The sequence below is a fragment of the Psychrobacter sp. Pi2-1 genome, assembly GCF_904846645.1.
Taxonomy (GTDB): Bacteria; Pseudomonadota; Gammaproteobacteria; order Pseudomonadales; family Moraxellaceae; genus Psychrobacter.
Window position 1 is genome coordinate 367,216 of sequence record NZ_CAJHBO010000001.1, and the last position, 16,489, is coordinate 383,704.

At 43.5% G+C, this 16,489-nt stretch carries 12 protein-coding genes; 7 read left to right on the forward strand and 5 right to left on the reverse strand.

What is annotated here, in order from left to right; translation table 11 throughout:
- Window positions 1–69 precede the first annotated feature (69 nt).
- Window positions 70–1,275, forward strand: a complete 1,206-nt coding sequence (locus JMX91_RS01400; RefSeq protein WP_201547357.1) for a transglycosylase SLT domain-containing protein — start codon at window positions 70–72, stop codon at window positions 1,273–1,275.
- Between the two features lie 138 nt (window positions 1,276–1,413).
- Here JMX91_RS01400 and JMX91_RS01405 read toward each other — a convergent pair whose 3' ends face one another.
- From JMX91_RS01405 to JMX91_RS01415, 3 genes are all read right to left on the reverse strand, one after another.
- Window positions 1,414–4,395, reverse strand: coding sequence for a LysM peptidoglycan-binding domain-containing protein (locus JMX91_RS01405; protein WP_201547358.1), 2,982 nt, complete (start codon window positions 4,393–4,395; stop codon window positions 1,414–1,416).
- Between the two features lie 243 nt (window positions 4,396–4,638).
- Entirely contained in the window at window positions 4,639–5,133 is a 495-nt protein-coding gene (locus tag JMX91_RS01410; RefSeq protein ID WP_101205368.1) for a hypothetical protein, read from the reverse strand.
- 373 nt (window positions 5,134–5,506) lie between these two features.
- Complete coding sequence (locus tag JMX91_RS01415) at window positions 5,507–6,805, reverse strand: CNNM domain-containing protein (RefSeq protein WP_201547467.1); 1,299 nt, start codon at window positions 6,803–6,805, stop codon at window positions 5,507–5,509.
- Window positions 6,806–7,352: 547 nt separating this feature from the next.
- Between JMX91_RS01415 and yajC the strand changes: the two genes are divergently transcribed.
- The 6 genes from yajC to JMX91_RS01445 all read left to right on the forward strand — a co-directional run bounded on the left by yajC (window position 7,353) and on the right by JMX91_RS01445 (window position 14,084).
- Entirely contained in the window at window positions 7,353–7,682 is a 330-nt protein-coding gene (gene yajC, locus JMX91_RS01420) for a preprotein translocase subunit YajC (RefSeq protein WP_057759529.1), read from the forward strand.
- A 378-nt stretch (window positions 7,683–8,060) separates the two neighbouring features.
- On the forward strand, window positions 8,061–9,938 hold the full coding sequence (gene secD, locus JMX91_RS01425; protein WP_101205370.1) for a protein translocase subunit SecD: 1,878 nt from the start codon (window positions 8,061–8,063) through the stop codon (window positions 9,936–9,938).
- A 9-nt stretch (window positions 9,939–9,947) separates the two neighbouring features.
- Window positions 9,948–11,210 (forward strand): protein translocase subunit SecF, encoded by a 1,263-nt coding sequence (secF, locus tag JMX91_RS01430; RefSeq protein ID WP_201547359.1) that lies wholly within the window; start codon window positions 9,948–9,950, stop codon window positions 11,208–11,210.
- A 231-nt stretch (window positions 11,211–11,441) separates the two neighbouring features.
- Window positions 11,442–12,848, forward strand: coding sequence for an MATE family efflux transporter (locus tag JMX91_RS01435; protein ID WP_201547360.1), 1,407 nt, complete (start codon window positions 11,442–11,444; stop codon window positions 12,846–12,848).
- 155 nt (window positions 12,849–13,003) lie between these two features.
- Window positions 13,004–13,735, forward strand: coding sequence for an AzlC family ABC transporter permease (locus tag JMX91_RS01440; protein WP_201547361.1), 732 nt, complete (start codon window positions 13,004–13,006; stop codon window positions 13,733–13,735).
- Window positions 13,725–14,084, forward strand: coding sequence for an AzlD domain-containing protein (locus tag JMX91_RS01445; protein ID WP_201547362.1), 360 nt, complete (start codon window positions 13,725–13,727; stop codon window positions 14,082–14,084). The genes JMX91_RS01440 and JMX91_RS01445 overlap by 11 nt, the downstream gene beginning before the upstream one ends.
- 119 nt (window positions 14,085–14,203) lie before the next feature.
- Here the strand turns inward: JMX91_RS01445 and purF are convergent, their stop codons facing one another.
- Window positions 14,204–15,739 carry an amidophosphoribosyltransferase gene (gene purF, locus JMX91_RS01450; protein WP_102094783.1) on the reverse strand — a complete coding sequence of 512 codons (1,536 nt, stop codon included), beginning with the start codon at window positions 15,737–15,739 and terminating at the stop codon, window positions 14,204–14,206.
- Window positions 15,740–15,975: 236 nt separating this feature from the next.
- Window positions 15,976–16,473: a CvpA family protein gene (locus JMX91_RS01455; protein WP_057759516.1), complete on the reverse strand. Its 498-nt coding sequence runs from the start codon at window positions 16,471–16,473 to the stop codon at window positions 15,976–15,978.
- Window positions 16,474–16,489: the final 16 nt, after the last annotated feature.

Consider the following 16,489-nt stretch of genomic DNA (forward strand, 5'->3'; position numbering starts at 1 on the left):
GCCAAATGATGTGCATATATTTTTACGCGTTTTTGCGGTAAGAAGGATGGCTAAAATCAGGAGACATCCATGCAACGTATTACTTATCGTGTCAAAGGATCTGCGCAAGGTGCCAAACGTCGTATTTCTCATTTACTACGTCCATCTAAACGCCTACTTAACACCAAAAGTAACATCGTTTCATCTACCCCTACTGTGTCGGGTCGTTTTGCCAGAACCAAGAAGCTGGCACAAGTATCCAGTATAGCTCTGCTCTCTTTGCCTGCACAGAGCCTAACGACAATGAATACAAAGGTGCCAGCCTATGCCAATGTCATGCTGGAAAACACTTTGACCATTGCCGCTGTCCCAGGTGATAGTACTTATTTTGCCACTGATGGCTTTCAACATGGATTTGGTTTTGATCTCGTGCGCACCTATGCAGACGAGCTCGGTGTGGATATCAATCTGAAAGCCTATGCCAATGAAGAGGCTGCACTCAAGGCCTTGAGATCAGGTGACGCTGATATGGCGTTGACCACGGCTAGTACCAAACTAAAAAGCCAGCTCAATCTATCATCTATTAATGTCAGCTGTGGCTACGACTCAAGCTTGACTAAAAATGGTCTACATCCAAAAGTCAGCTGGACGTTCAGCTCACCTAATGATCCACTGTCCAAAAAAGCCAGTTACTTCTTGTGCGATAGCATCAAGCTAAAAAACACACAGAAATTAGCCGCATTTTACAATCAGAATTTGCTAAAAGACGCTTATAGTCAGGATCATTTCCAAAAAACACTGACAGAAAAACTGCCTGATTATCAGTCTTCGTTTGAAGAGCAAGCGCGCAATTACAATCATGATTGGGAATTATTGGTAGCTATGGGTTATCAAGAGTCACATCTTGATGCCAATGCGGTGTCGCCGACTGGCGTACGCGGATTAATGATGCTGACCAATAATACTGCAAAAGCGATGGGCGTGTCAGACCGCGTTGATCCTTATCAAAGTATTGGTGGCGGCGCTCGTTATCTAGAGCAAATGAAAGCAGATTTCGCCGATGTTCCCAAGACTGATCGTGTCTGGTTTGCACTTGCTGGTTATAATATGGGTCCAAATGCGGTGAAAAGTATTCAGCGCAAATTACGCGACCAAGGCATTGACGACAAGAGCTGGGCGAACGTTTATGCGTACTTGGCGGACAACAAAGCATCAAACAGCCGTTATGGCCAAGCGATGCACTATGTTAGCAACATCAGAAGTTATCTTGAATCTATCAAAACTCAAACTGTCTAGTTAATAAATTCGATTAGATATCTTAAGACGCCTAATTTTTACGTAAAAAAAGCTGCTCTATATAAGAGCAGCTTTTTTATGCGTTACGATTTATATTGGCGATATGTATGTATATATCATTCGATAATACGCTACTGATTAACGATTGGGTACCGTCAGACGCTGACCACGCTGCAACATAGTATCAGCAGCGATATTATTCATCTCAGCCAATTCTTGGGTTGATACGCCATATTTACGAGCTAAACCAATCAAGCTATCACCTGAGCCAACCGTATAGCTTACTGTCGCTTTTGGCACTTTTAGGGTCTGTCCACGCTGTAGTTGAGCGTTTGTTGCCAAGTCATTGGTCGCTGCCAAGTCCTCTACAGAGATACCAAACTGACGTGCTAAGGCAATCAAGCCATCGCCAGATTTAACTTTGTAGCTTTCAGTGTTACCTAATTTCGTACCACTGCTTACTGAGCTATTACTGCTGCTACTAGCAGAGCTGCTGCTTTGGCTGCTACTAGATGCACTTGCCACACTGCCGCTAGCAGGGATGGTAATAGTACGGCCCAGTATCAGATTCGAGTTGGTATTCAAGTTATTCGCTGATGCCAAATCGCTTAAGCCAATGTTGTAACGTTTAGCAACACCCGTTAGCGTATCACCTGATTTTACTTTGTAGCTGACCGCTTTGTCATTTAACTGACGATCGACCAATTCTTTAGAAGCAGGTACTTTAATCGTTTGACCACGTTGCAGGCGAGCCTTTGCATCAAAATTGCTGTTTACTGCAGCAATTTCTGTTGCACTAACTCCGATGCTGTTTGCAATGCCAATCAGCGTATCACCTGATTTTACTTTGTAATTGGTGGTCGCGACCGAGCTTGAGCTGTTACTACTACTATTGCTTGCAGTATCAAAATCAACACTGGCTGGAACTTTAAGCGTCTGACCAACATATAGCGAACTTGTGCTGTTGATGCCGTTGAGTCTGGCTAAAGTATCTGTCGACACGTTGAATTGACGTGCCAATGCAATTAATCCGTCCCCTGCTTTCACTTTATAGTTTTTGGTCGCGGTGCTTGATTTACTCGGCTTAGTAGAAGGCGCGGCAGGTGTTGTCGCAGGCGCAGTCACTTTACCCGGTATAAGCCATAATTTTTGACCTCTGAGCAGATCAGCACGGCTGCTCAAGTTGTTGTAGCTGGCTAGCTGAGTAACCGATAATCCAAAACGATTGGCCGTACCGATAAGCGTATCACCACCTTGTACAATATAACTGTCAGGCTGACTAGCGGCGGCGTTATTAGCAGTGCTTAATGGCTCGATGGTCTTAGCATTATATAAATATAACGTGCTGCCAGATAGCAGATTGGCACTAGCATCTATCTGGTTCCATTCTGCGATATCACGCCAGCTAACCCCTGCTCGACTCGCAATGTTCGAAAGCGTATCACCACGTTTTACCGTATAAGTGGTACGCGTGCCCTGTGGTTTTGGCTTACTTACTGAAGTTTTGGCAAAGCTAAGTTTCTTCTCTGCACCACTCGCTTCTAAGATAGACTGCTGCGTCTGTACGGCTGATAGATTAATATTGCCATCCGCATTGATGACATTGGTCTCAGATGTGTTTCTACGGATTTGATTGGCAATAAAATCACGCTCTTCTTTGCTAAGCGGTGGCTCTTGGACAATCGTATTGTTCTGAGTAATCTGAGCTGAGGTAGTTGGTAGACTGTTACTACTCTTAAGTTCAGCATTGATCTTGTTAGTCTCTGCAGTGGTCAGTGGTGGCTCAGTACGAGCTGAGGAATTGCCACTGTATACCGAGCTGCTAGTTGGTGACGCAGACGGTGAGATATAGCTGGTAGTCTGCTGAGGTACACTTGCGCTAGCTGCATAATCGGCCAATGCACTACCAGTAGATGGCAGTGATGAGGCAGTATATGGTTTGTTATTATAGCTTGGCGTGGTCGCTGTCGTACTTGAGCTACCTGCGTTGCTTGAGGCGAGCACATTGCCTGTACCGTTACCTCTGAGCCCACTTAATTTGGCATCGGCATTGAGACTGACGTCGTTAGGAATGATGACACGCTGCGGACCTGAAGAGTCAACGCGGCCTGATGTCAGTGCAGTGTTTAGGCGCTCTAACTCATCATAGCTAACGCCAGTTAACTGTGATACTTCTGCCAAACTCACACCGTAGTTAACAGGTACACTACGGAAATGCTGGCGGTTAGCGATAGCTGGTAGATACACACCATACTGCTCAGGCTTGGCAACGATTTCAGCTACGGCTAAGAAACGCGGCACATAGTTCATCGTTTCAGTCGGCAGTTGAAGTGACCAATAGTCTGTTGGTAGTCCGCGCGCTGCGTTGGCATCGATTGCTTTCTGTACACGGCCAGGTCCAGCGTTATAAGCAGCCAATGCTAGCTCCCAACTACCGAATTGGTTGTGCAATGCTGTCAAAAAGTCATAGGCAGCACGTGTCGACTCAATAACATCACGGCGACCATCATAAGTGCTACTTTGGTTCAAACCATAGATACGGCCTGTACTTGGAATAAACTGCCATAAGCCCGCAGCTGCTGCACTACTCGTACCACTTGGATCGTAAGAGCTCTCGATAACTGGCAACAAGGCAAGCTCTGTTGGGATATTGCGACGCTCTGCCTCACGTACCGTATGATAGATATAACGACTGGCACGTGCAGTTAGACGATTTAAATAATCCTGTCTACTGGTAAACCAGCTTTTTTGACCTTCAATACGCTGATTATAGATTGGCTTACCACCATTCATGCGGTAGCCTGCGCGTAGACGATTCCACAAATCACCATATTGCTGAATAGCAAGCTGGTTACCTTCTACCATGGTCATGTCAGTGGCTTCTAACAAGTCAGCCAACTCATCCAAACTCTCTGCATCTAAAAACGCAGTTGAGTAGTCTGCACTACCTGTATTAGCCCCTTGATTGGTAGGACTTTTGGTGATGACAGATGAGCTATTGGTCGCACCTTTGTTTTTTACCGCTGATGTATTGCTACACGCACTAATCAGTAAAGTGGATACCGCAAGCGTCAATGGCAACGCAATAAATGAGCGAGAGTGTGATAGCACAGTAGACATGATATTGGAGGTTTCCTAACGACAGAAATTAATAAGATAAAGTTGATGGATAGTATAGTATGCAATGTAAAGCAAAGACTAGCCTAATATAAAAGATAATAATAGACGCTCAAGTAGCCTATAAAACTAAGTAATAACTGTTTAACCCACTAAAACCCTTTATAAGTTAGAATCTCAGCCAGTTAGATTAGCTATTGCTTATATGACCTATTGTATTCTGAGTCTTGCTTGGTCAATGGCGACTTAATTAATAGCCACCTGTGATACTGCGCGCAAGAGCACTGCATTACCAGTAGATAAGGTCAAGGTCACACGAGATGTGGTAACAAATGATACTTGCTGACCATTTTTTACCCAGCTCTCATTGGTCGTCACATTGGCTTTGGCTTGTGAACCAGTAATCACCACATTATCTACCGAAATATCATAGCGATAATTAGACGTATCATTCCAACTGTTTTGAAGCAGCTTTAAGTACGCATCTTTATCTAAACTGGTAGATTTACCTTTTCTAGATAAAGAAATAAGCGCGTCATCTGAAACAAGGCGCGATACCTGATTGATGCTCTGGCTATTCGCTGATGCTTTCATTGCGGCGGCATAGTTCTGTACCAAATCTTCGGTCATAGTTGCCGCTTGTGCATTGATACTGATAGTGCTGGCTACTGCTACGATTGCAGTGATGCTGGCGCTTTTCACCAATAGAGCTAATAGCCTATTTCCCAATAATTTTTTCATGATAATCCTTAGCGATATTTTTTTCGTTAGTGTCATATAGTGACGATTAACGCTCTTTTATCATTTATTTTGGCAGTGTATCTGTATAGATATATCTATATAAGTATACTCATATCCTATGCCGAGCCTATCATCGAATTCTCACAGCCATGTGACACCCTGTGTAATTATTGCGAATAAAAACCCAAGCTATCAAATCAAATAATCTTAAGATTTTATGCTGCAGATTCTAGCCATAATAACTATATGCTTTGTGATACTTTGTAGATCTAGCTTGATAGTCAGCCCATAATGAGCTGACCATTTTTAAACCATCAATCTTTAGAACCATTAATACTTATGGTTAAACTGTCAACGTTAGAGTTTGGCTTCGTTAGGACTTAGGTTCGCTGTTACTGTCTTCATACTGCTCATCATCGCTGAGCTTCATGCCCAAACGCTCTACCCGTCTATCCATCATCTGACGTGCTAACGCTTGCATGTCTTCAACACGGTCAATTTCATCGACAATCTCAAGACCCAACAATGTCTCAAACACATCTTCTAACGTGACAAGCCCTTTAACTTCACCATATTCACCGACTGTAATCGCAATATGAATACGATTTTTTAGCATCAACTCTAACAAGTCAAACAGCTTCATTTTAGAGAAAACAAAAGTGATGTCTCGTTGAAACTGCGTTAACGGCTTGTGCATAGCATGGTTAACTTTAGCCAGTAACATGTCCGTTTTTAGGACAAAGCCTGTAATGTTATCTAGGTCACCATCATAGATTGGCAAGCGAGAAAATGTCAGTTTTGGACGATCAACCAATAGCTCAGCGACGGTTTTATTCTCTTCGAATGCAAGCATCACCGAGCGCGGTGTCATGATGTCTTCGACTTTAATCGCGCCAAACGCAAGCAAGTTACGAATAATACGCGACTCTAGTGGGTCAATTTGTCCTGACTCTTCACCGATACTGGCAAGAGCAGCAAACTCACGGCGGCTAAATGTTTGCGGCTCTTTACCGCGTACCAATAGTTTCGTCAGACGCTCTGAGAACCAGATTAATGGGTATAGCAGCAGGATGATGCCACGAACGAAATAAGCAACCAAGCCACTTAGTTGACGCCAGTAAACTGTACCCAGTGTTTTTGGGATAATCTCAGATAAGAATAAGATAGCAAGCGTCATGAGGGCAGAAAACAGACCAAACCACGCACTACCAAAGACGATCGTAGCCTGTGCACCCGCACCGATAGAGCCGAGTGTATGGGCAACGGTATTTAACGTTAAAATAGCGGCTAGTGACTGGTCGATATTGTCCACTTTCAGGCTTTTAAGCATTTCTGCTTTTTTTGGACTGGTCTCTTGCACATCCGCAATAAACGATGGCGTCATGCTCAGCAAAACAGACTCTGCTAATGAACAGACAAAAGAGACGCCAATAGCGAGTAAGACAAAAAATATCAATAAAGAAACGCTAAGCGCAGTTGGTGCTGCCGCCTCACTGGATGTTGATACAGCACCAGCTGCCCACACTGCCTGCGGTAGCATAAATATTGCTAATGCAGATAGTGCCGAAAAAGAAGTATAACCAAATCGAGAACTAGTAGTCATTCTCGGGGGAGGTTCTGCAGATGCGTCTTTACGATGGGCGCGCGGACGACATAAACGAGGTACAAACATAAAAGTGGTGAACAAGTTAGGTAACCTAAAAAGAGTAAAAGGAAGATAATGTCATGAGCAATTTATATCGATTTTCAGAGTACTGTTAATAAAGCAATAGAATGCATCTGTCTATCGTATAAATAGTTACTCAAAGCTGATTTAATCGCTATTTCAAAGCTATACTAAGCTTCAAAAAGCCGTAATATGGTTGAATATATAGCATACTAAATACAGGCAATTATTGCCATTTGATAGTAGCATTGATGATACCATTTCACAATAAGTCACCATTTTTAAGTTTTTGTTTTTTGATGACTTTTATTGCCCTACTATTAACGGTTGTATGACGACATCTTTACTAGCCAATTCATGACAGCTATTTAGCCTGACGCTTTATATAGGTTATCTGAATGTAGTAAAAACATTGTTGTCCTATCCGTTGGCTGATAGTATGCCTTGCGCTAAGAAAAACACGCCCAGCCTATGATTAACAGTTACCAAGTCTGGGATTTTTTGTTACTATGCGTCTAATTTTATTATTGTCTATGACTTACTGAGAGATATTATGAGCTTATTTATTCAAGCTGCCCATGCTGCACCAGAGACTGCAGGTGCTGCAGGTCTATTCGGTCAGATTTTACTGCCTGTTGCGTTTTTTGCGATTTTTTACTTCTTGGTCATTCGCCCGCAGTCTAAGCGTACCAAAGAGCACCGTGCCATGGTTAACGCATTGACCGTTGGTAGTGAAATCATTTTTGCTGGTGGTTTAATGGGTCGTATCAAAGCAATCGAAGGCGATTACGCCGTTGTGAGCCTAAACAACAATACTGACGTCAAAGTACAACGTGCTTCTGTTATTTCAGTATTGCCTGCTGGCACGATCGAAAGCGTCTAATTAGAATGTTCACTCGCTTTTATTAGTGAATACTCAATAGTCGTCACATTAACGAATGTAATGACTAAAAAATGACCGTATATGATTTACGGTCATTTTTCGCTATTAGCGCAGTAAGGTAAAATTGCTATATAAATTAAGCTTACTGTTTAGATGTCCTATCTTTATCCAAGTCAGCCATATGATTTTTGGTGACCAGATAAACAGACATCTGTATTATTTGCTTTACTGTTTTATGCGTTACTATCATCGCGGATGATCGCAATGGTGCATGATGACGGCTGCTGAACATAGCACTCGACCGTTGCTATCGCTAACTTCCCATCTGCTAACTTGTGGCCTACGTCGCCAGTCGTTTATCAACTTAAAGAAGTGATTATGCAATATCCCGCTTGGAAATACTTACTAATTGCCGTCGTGCTACTCGTTGCCGGTCTATATGCTGCCCCCAACCTTTATCCTGACGAACCTGCTGTGCAGATTACGAGCGCAGCAGCAGGAACTCAGCTATCTGAAGGTATCTTGACCGAGTCTCAAAGCTTACTCGAAGAGGCAGGTCTAGATAACCACGATGGTACGTTTGAGGGCAACAGCGCGCTGGTACGCCTCAACAACCCAGTCGATCAGCTAAAAGCGCAAGAAGTGCTACGTCAAAACTTGGGCGAAGACTATGTCGTTGCCCTTAACCTAGCACAGACGACCCCGCAGTGGCTACGTGATATCGGTGCAAGACCGATGAAGCTTGGTCTCGATTTGCGTGGTGGTGTACGCTTTGTACTCGAAGTCGATATGGACAAGGCGCTTGAACAGCGTTTGACCAGTGCCAGTCGCGATATGCGACGTGAGCTACGTGCTGAGCGAGTAGCAATCAAAGGTATCAAAACCGAAGATCGCGGCGTGGTATTGCATTTTGCCGATACTGATACTCGTAACCGTGCCCAAAACGTATTACAAGGCTCGATGAGCAATACGTTCAACTTGCAGTCTTCTATTGATGATCAAGGTCCTGCATTGGTCTTATCGTATAACGATGCGACACTTGACGAAATCAATAGCTACGCGGTCAACCAGAACTTGACGACTCTACGTAACCGTATTGCTGAGCTGGGTGTTACCGAAGCTTTGGTACAGTCGCAAGGCGCTAGCCGTATCGTCGTTGAGCTACCTGGTGTACAAGATACTGCTGAAGCAAAACGTGTACTTGGTCGTACTGCAAACCTTGAGTTCCGTATGGTGGCAGAAGATGCTGATACCTATACTGGCGGCATACCTCCAGCAGGTACAGAGGCATTCCCATTCGAAACACTCGATGGTCCTCCTGTATTGTTAGATCGTCAAGCGATCGTCACCGGGGACAAAGTAACCAACGCACAAACTGGCTTAGATGAAAGTGGCCTACCTGAAGTAAGTATTACCTTGGACAGTGCTGGCGGCAAGCTCATGCAGAACGCCACACGTACAGCTGTTGGTCAACAGATGGCTGTGTTGTTTATTGAAAACAAACAAAGAATCACTTACGAAGAAGATCCAGCCACTGGTGAAACGACTGAAGTACGCACACCTTATGCTGAAACCAAAGTCATCAACCGCGCCAACATTCAGGCGGTACTAGGTTCATCATTCCGTATTACTGGTCTAGATAGTAGTGCTGAAGCAGCCGAGCTTGCGCTATTGCTACGCTCGGGCGCACTTGCTGCACCGATGTATTTCGTAGAAGAGCGTACTATTGGTCCATCACTCGGTCAAGAAAACATTGACAAAGGATTGTTCTCTACGCAGGTCGGCTATCTATTAGTCTTCGCGTTTATGATTATCTTCTATCGCCTGTTTGGTGTGATTGCCAACGTTGCGCTAGCCGTTAACGTTATTATTATCATTGCGATTATGTCAATTTTGGGTTCATCACTTACTCTACCGGGTATCGCAGGTATCGTTTTGACCATCGGTATGGCGGTTGATGCCAACGTACTGATCTTTGAGCGAATACGAGAAGAGATTGCCAATGGTGTCCGGCCAAAATCAGCCATCGTGGCAGGTTTTGACCGGGCATTTAGTAGTATTTTTGATGCCAACATTACAACCTTATTGGTCGCGTTTATCCTATTTGCGATTGGTACTGGTCCGATTAAAGGCTTTGCGATTACGCTAGCTATTGGTATTGTCAGCTCGCTATTCACTGCAATTTTGGTGACACGTGCACTGGTACAAATTGCTTATGGTAAGCGTAAATCCATCAAAAGTCTGAGCATCGGTTAGGAGAATATTATGGCGATCGATAATAACAACCCTTTAGAACAGCAGAATAATCCTGATCGAAATGGCTCAAACGGTGACACGACCAATGCAAGTACGCGTCGCCGTAACAAACCGCGTCGTGATGGTAAAGGTAGCAATACTAAAACCAATAACCCTACTACCGCAAAGTCAGGTAAAAGCCCTAGTCGTCGCGGTGGTAAAGGTCAAAATGCCAAAGATAGTCAAGCACTGTCTACCGCTGTTGATTCTGACGTAATATCAGGTGACGCCGCTGACGATGCCGCAGCTGTCGCTGAAGGTGGCATCAAGGCAGTTGGCAACCAGCGTATCATTCCATTTATGAAGATAGAAAAGCCGATGGCACTACTATCTTTATTTATGGTGATCGGTAGTATCATTGCTATCGCGGTAAATGGTCTGAACTTAGGTCTTGATTTTACTGGTGGTGTCTCTGCTGATGTGCGCTATGAGCAGCCTGTTGAGCAAGTTGCTGTTGTACAAGCACTAGCAGATAATGGCTTCGATGATGCGGTTGTACAATACCTAGGTACTCGTGAAGAGCTATTGGTACGTCTACCTCCTCAGTCTGATAACGTCGATGGGCTAAGCGCAAATCTAACGCAAGCATTGGCATTACCTAGCAACACCGCTACGATTAGCAACGTAAATATCATTGGTAGCCAAGTTGGTAATGAGGTTTATCTAAACTCAGTCATGGCATTGGTATTGGCACTAGTATGTATGCTTGGCTATGTTGCCCTACGCTTCCAGTTCAAACTGTCTCTAGGTGCCGTACTATCACTATTCCATGATGCTGTCGTAACCATCGGTGTGTTTGCTCTATTCGGCTTTCCGTTTGATTTGACGGTATTGGCTGCGGTATTGGCATTGATTGGTTATTCATTGAACGATACCATCGTTGTCTATGACCGTATCCGTGAAAACTTCCGCCGTGTCCGCGGAATTACGCCAGAACAGACGATTGATTTGTCATTGACCGAAACGCTACGCCGTACGATTATGACCATTTCAACTGTTTTGTTGGTCGTACTAGCCATGCTCTTCTTGGGCGGTGATGGGCTATACTGGTTCTCAGTAGCTCTGTTTATTGGTTTGCTTGCGGGTACTTACTCATCGACTTATATCGCCAGCTCGATTCCGCTGCGCATGGGTCTGTCGCGTGATGACTTTATCGTAAAAGTAAAACCAGAGTTTGAAGAAGAAATCGTTACTTTCAATGATCCAAAAATGTTTGAGCAAGACAACGTTTAGTAAGGTATATTAGATAGATTGATACGTTGAACTAGCGTGTTATCAATCTTTATAGACCTACTGAGTGCACAGCTACAACGTTTAAATAAGAGCACCTGACTCATGAACAATGAGTTTAGGTGCTTTTGTCTTTATAGCTATTTTGTCTCTTATACTAAATGTACTGCCTTACAATCTTATTATCATTTTACGAACATACCTCTTTATCGTTCACGTATAAACGAGTCACCCATGTCAGCTAAATCCGCAATTTCTCACGCGATGCCACCTATTGATACAAGCTATAAGCGTATTATCGCGATTGCATTGCCTGTGCTACTGGCCAATTTGGCTATGCCATTGCAGAGTGTCATTGATACGGCCATTGTAGGCAATATGAATGACACGGCGAAACTTGCTGGTATGGGTTTGGCCATACAGTTGCTATCGCTATTGCTTGTTAGCTTTAACTTTTTGCAGTATGCATCATCTGGGCTTGCTGCGCAGGCATTGGGACAATTAGCTAATAATAATAGCAATGCATCAACCGTATCAGCACCCACGCCTTTACTGTCTATCTTGCAACGCGCGTTACTATTGGCATTTGTTATCGGAGCAATATTGCTACTCGCAAAACCATGGCTGATTGATTTTGGCTTAAAAGCACTATCAGCCAATCCTGAGAGTGGACGCGCGGCAAAAACCTACTTAGACATACGCTTTTGGGGCGTGATCGCGGAGCTGATGAATTTTGCATTTATTGGTTGGTTTGCAGGACAAGGTAAGACCCGTTATATGCTGTATCAGCAGGGCTTTATTGCTGTACTTAATATCGTACTGACTCTGTTTTTTGTATTTGCAATGCAGATGGGATTAGCTGGTGTCGCACTAGGAACCACTATTGCATTTTGGTTTGGAATACTGCTGGCACTGTGGTTGAGCCGTCAACACTTAAAAATATCGTGGTCTGTATTATTTAAAGCAGATCGACAGTATTTTACGAAAGAAAAAATGCTTAGGCTATTTTCTTTGAACAAAGATATCTTTGTACGCACCCTTATCTTAACGCTAAGCTTTGCTTGGATTACTCGCCTATCTGCCCAAAGCGGTGATGTCATACTGGCTGCCAATGCTATTTTATTGCAAGTACTAAGCATATCTGCCTTCGCTTTAGATGGCGTCGCTGTCTCTGCTGAAACGCTGAGTGGACAAGCTGCAGGGCGACGTGACTGGCCACGTTTTCGTATTATTATAAAGCGTACAGGCGTGGTTAGTTATGGTCTTGCTATCATGTTGAGCACCATCTGGTGGCTTGCGATGCCTACGTATTTGGGATTTATGACCAATATTGAGTCAGTGTTTACCCTCGCCTATGATTACCATTTATATGCCGTGTTGTTGCCTCTTGTCGGCGTTGGAGCCTATTGGTTAGATGGAATATTTTTTGGTTTAACGGCTGGTAGCGTGATCCGTAATGCGGCGCTGATACTGGCTGCTATTTTCTTTCCGTTGAGCTGGTTGCTCTATCAGCAATGGGATATGACTGGTATTTGGCTTAGCGTGTGGTGTCTATTACTATTAAGACTAGTCATTCTAGGCGGGTTTTTGTACCGTGCCAATCAGACTGGCAGTTATGAGAAACTACAACCTGAAGCTTAGTTAATTTTATATTATGTTTGCTCTATCAATTTTCGATAGAACGTTTTTATTAAGCTCGTTTTTTACTTTTTAATTTTGCAGCAATACCGTTTGAATCAATAATTTTTATATCGATAGATTTATAAAAATATCATAAGAAAAATTTAGGATGTCATGTGAATACTCATTCAAATGAATTAAGCCATCAACATGCAAGCCGCTATCAATGGGCTGAGGGCTTTAAGAAAAGCTTGCCAGTTGCTATGGGATATCTGCCTGCCGGTATTGCCTTTGGTGTACTCGCACAGGTGGCAGGTATCCCGATATGGGCAACGATTATGCTCAGTATCGTTCTCTATGCTGGTGCAGCTCAGTATGCTTGTCTGCCAATGCTGAGCGCTGGCCTACCGATTGGCAATATCGCCACCAATATTGCCGCGATTAATCTACGTCATGTATTCTATGGCATGCCACTACTGCAGTATTTACCGAAAAATAAGCTAGCCAAGACGTATTGTTTGTTTGCTTTGACCGATGAGACTTTTTCGATCATGACAAGTTTGCCAAATGAGTCGCGACGAGCGCTCATACTTCCTATTAGCTTATTTAACCAAAGTTGGTGGGTACTGGCGAGTACGGTTGGCGTAATGATTGGTAGTACGCTCAGTGATTTGGTACCAAATTTAGATTTTGCTTTGGTTTGTCTGTTTGCAATTCTCGCTTATGAGCAATTTCAAAGTATCAAACGCTACTTCCCGATTGGTATTGCCGTGCTTGGCTTAATCATTGCTTCGCTATTTACCAGTGACTGGTTGCTACTAGTAGCCATCACTATCTGTATGTTTATGATTTTGGTACGTGGGTTTTGGATAGAGCGTCAGAAGACGGGAGACTCTTATGACCAGTAGTTATCTTATTTTTGCTACGCTTGCCATGGCAGCAGTGACCTTTATCACTCGTGCATTGCCAGCACTGATACCTAGAAAGCTGCTCGACACACCTTGGCTACATCGGTTAAATGAGAGCTTACCGTTATCGGTAATGGTATTGCTTATTTTGACTAGCCTTTCCTATCAGGACTTATCGACGACTGTTACTTTAAATGACACCGAACTACATCTATTAATGGCACAAGTCGGTGCACTTATTTTGGTATTGTTTATCTATCATATCAGCCGTCAGCTTTTGGTCAGTATGGTTGTCGGTATAGCAGCAATCAATGGTCTGTTTTGGCTATTTAACAGTTTTCTAGGCTAAAACTGTTTCGCCCATTTATATAAACGCCAGTACTCTTAGCGATACTTTAAACATAAAAAAGCTAGATTCTATTCAGAATCTAGCTCTTTCTTATTTCAGAATAATGGCTTTAGTACGACTTAAAGCTCTTCTACACCCATCATATCAACTGGGGTATCAGCCACTATTTGTACGCCTTTTTTACCAGTCTTGGCAGTATCGTTACGCTGCTCTTGCAAGTGATCAAGATACGCTTCATTGATCTGACCAGTGATGTAACAGCCGTTAAATACCGCACAATCAAAGCCTTCTACTCGGCTGTGTTTGGTATCTTTTACTGCGTCGATTAAATCATCCAAATCTTGGAAAATCAAACGATCGGCGCCGATGATATCACGTACTTCTTCAACACTATTACCTGAGGCAATAAGCTCGCTACGTACGGGCATATCAATGCCGTATACGTTTGGAAATTTCACTGGTGGCGCAGCACTGGCAAAAAACACCTTGTTAGCACCAGCATCTCGTGCCATTTGAATAATTTCATGACAAGTCGTACCACGAACGATAGAATCATCAACCAACAGTACGTTTTTGCCTTTGAACTCTAACGGCACAGCGCTTAGTTTCTGGCGAACTGATTTTTTGCGCTGCTGCTGACCTGGCATAATAAACGTACGACCGATGTAGCGGTTTTTCATAAACCCTTCACGGTACTTGACGTTCATTTTTAGCGCTAACTCCATTGCTGAAGTACGCGAGGTGTCTGGAATTGGAATGACCACATCGATATCGTGATCATCACCCCATTCAGCAAGAATTTTATCTGCCAGTTTTTCACCCATGCGTAGGCGCGATTTATAAACTGAGATATTGTCCATAATCGAATCTGGACGAGCAAAGTAAACATATTCAAAAATACAAGGCGTGTATTCTTTTTGCTCTACGCACTGATGCGTATGTAGCTTATGGTTTAAATCAATAAAGATCGCTTCGCCTGGTTTTACATCACGAACAATAGTGAAGCCAGAACCTGTCAATGCAACTGATTCAGAGGCAACCATATACTCAGTGCCGCCATTCGGTGCCATACGCTTACCAAAGATAAGCGGACGGATACCGTTTGGATCGCGGAATGCAAGTAAGCCATGACCAGTGATCAAAGCGACCACGCCATAAGCGCCTTCACAGCGTTTATAGACAGCTTTTACTGCTTCAAAGATATCATCAGCCGTTGGATGTGTTTTGCCAAGATTCTGCATCTCATGTGCCAGTACGTTTAACAGTACTTCAGAATCTGAGTCAGTATTAAGGTGGCGGCGATCTTCGATGTACAAAGATTTGGCCAAACTCTCAGCATTGGTCAAGTTACCATTATGAGCAAGGGTAATACCATACGGTGAGTTGACATAGAATGGCTGAGCTTCGGCGCTGCTAGAAGTACCAGCTGTTGGGTAACGAACGTGACCGATACCAAACTTACCAACCAGTTTCATCATATGACGATTCATAAATACGTCACGTACCATGCCATTTTCTTTACGTAGATAGAGTCGCCCATCTTGCAAAGTGACAATACCTGCTGCATCTTGCCCGCGATGCTGTAGCATCGTCAAACCGTCATAAAGAATCTGATTGACTGGTTCGTGAGCTGCAACTCCAATGACTCCACACATAATAGCTATATCCTATTTTGACTCATACATTAGTACGACAATAACGGCAAACTTAACGACAGTATATTGCTAAAATCATTCACTGTCGCACGCCGCTAACCTGATGATATTGTAAGAAACTTAACGAGATTTTTCGATAATCTATGTTTGATTATCAGTGACACGTGCAAACATTTAGAAGTATAAAAAGAAGTAAAATAGTGAACAGTTAGATAAAATAATAGGCAATTAGACAATTATGACTGATTGACCTGATCCCAAGCCATACCCAATACGTCCGATACTAGAGCCTTGCCCATCGGTGCATATGGCATCAGCTCTGGCGCTAGTACTGAGGTTTGCCACTGCGGCATCTGTACTAGCAATGGCGCACTGACGCTCAGTACAACCAAGACCATTAGTACGTTTTTGGCAGCACCCAGTACGCCGCCCGCCATTTTGTCCAAGACGCCCAAACGTAAGGTTTTAAGCACGCCTGAGAATACAAACGCCATCAGATGCATGATTGCTAATATGGCAATCACTACCAATAAAAAGGCCATAGCCATCTGTAGTACAGGGTTTTGTACGATACCCGTTAATTGGGGCGACACTACTCCTGCCAGCCTAGTAGCAGCGATAAGAGCGATAAACCAACCTACCAAGCCTATTGCTGTTTTAATCAGTCCTACTTGAAAGCCGCGCCATAAGCCAATCAAGACAACGATAGCAATCACAATATCTAAACCACTCATGCTCTACGCCTTATTA

What these genes read in the sequence shown, in the direction of transcription:
- secD (WP_101205370.1), top strand. Translation starts at nt 8,061, where the DNA reads ATGCAATATCCCGCTTGGAAATACTTACTAATTGCCGTCGTGCTACTC.
- purF (WP_102094783.1), bottom strand. Translation starts at nt 15,739, where the DNA reads ATGTGTGGAGTCATTGGAGTTGCAGCTCACGAACCAGTCAATCAGATT.
- JMX91_RS01400 (WP_201547357.1), top strand. Translation starts at nt 70, where the DNA reads ATGCAACGTATTACTTATCGTGTCAAAGGATCTGCGCAAGGTGCCAAA.
- JMX91_RS01415 (WP_201547467.1), bottom strand. Translation starts at nt 6,805, where the DNA reads ATGTTTGTACCTCGTTTATGTCGTCCGCGCGCCCATCGTAAAGACGCA.
- JMX91_RS01410 (WP_101205368.1), bottom strand. Translation starts at nt 5,133, where the DNA reads ATGAAAAAATTATTGGGAAATAGGCTATTAGCTCTATTGGTGAAAAGC.
- yajC (WP_057759529.1), top strand. Translation starts at nt 7,353, where the DNA reads ATGAGCTTATTTATTCAAGCTGCCCATGCTGCACCAGAGACTGCAGGT.
- JMX91_RS01445 (WP_201547362.1), top strand. Translation starts at nt 13,725, where the DNA reads ATGACCAGTAGTTATCTTATTTTTGCTACGCTTGCCATGGCAGCAGTG.
- JMX91_RS01405 (WP_201547358.1), bottom strand. Translation starts at nt 4,395, where the DNA reads ATGTCTACTGTGCTATCACACTCTCGCTCATTTATTGCGTTGCCATTG.
- JMX91_RS01435 (WP_201547360.1), top strand. Translation starts at nt 11,442, where the DNA reads ATGTCAGCTAAATCCGCAATTTCTCACGCGATGCCACCTATTGATACA.
- JMX91_RS01455 (WP_057759516.1), bottom strand. Translation starts at nt 16,473, where the DNA reads ATGAGTGGTTTAGATATTGTGATTGCTATCGTTGTCTTGATTGGCTTA.
- secF (WP_201547359.1), top strand. Translation starts at nt 9,948, where the DNA reads ATGGCGATCGATAATAACAACCCTTTAGAACAGCAGAATAATCCTGAT.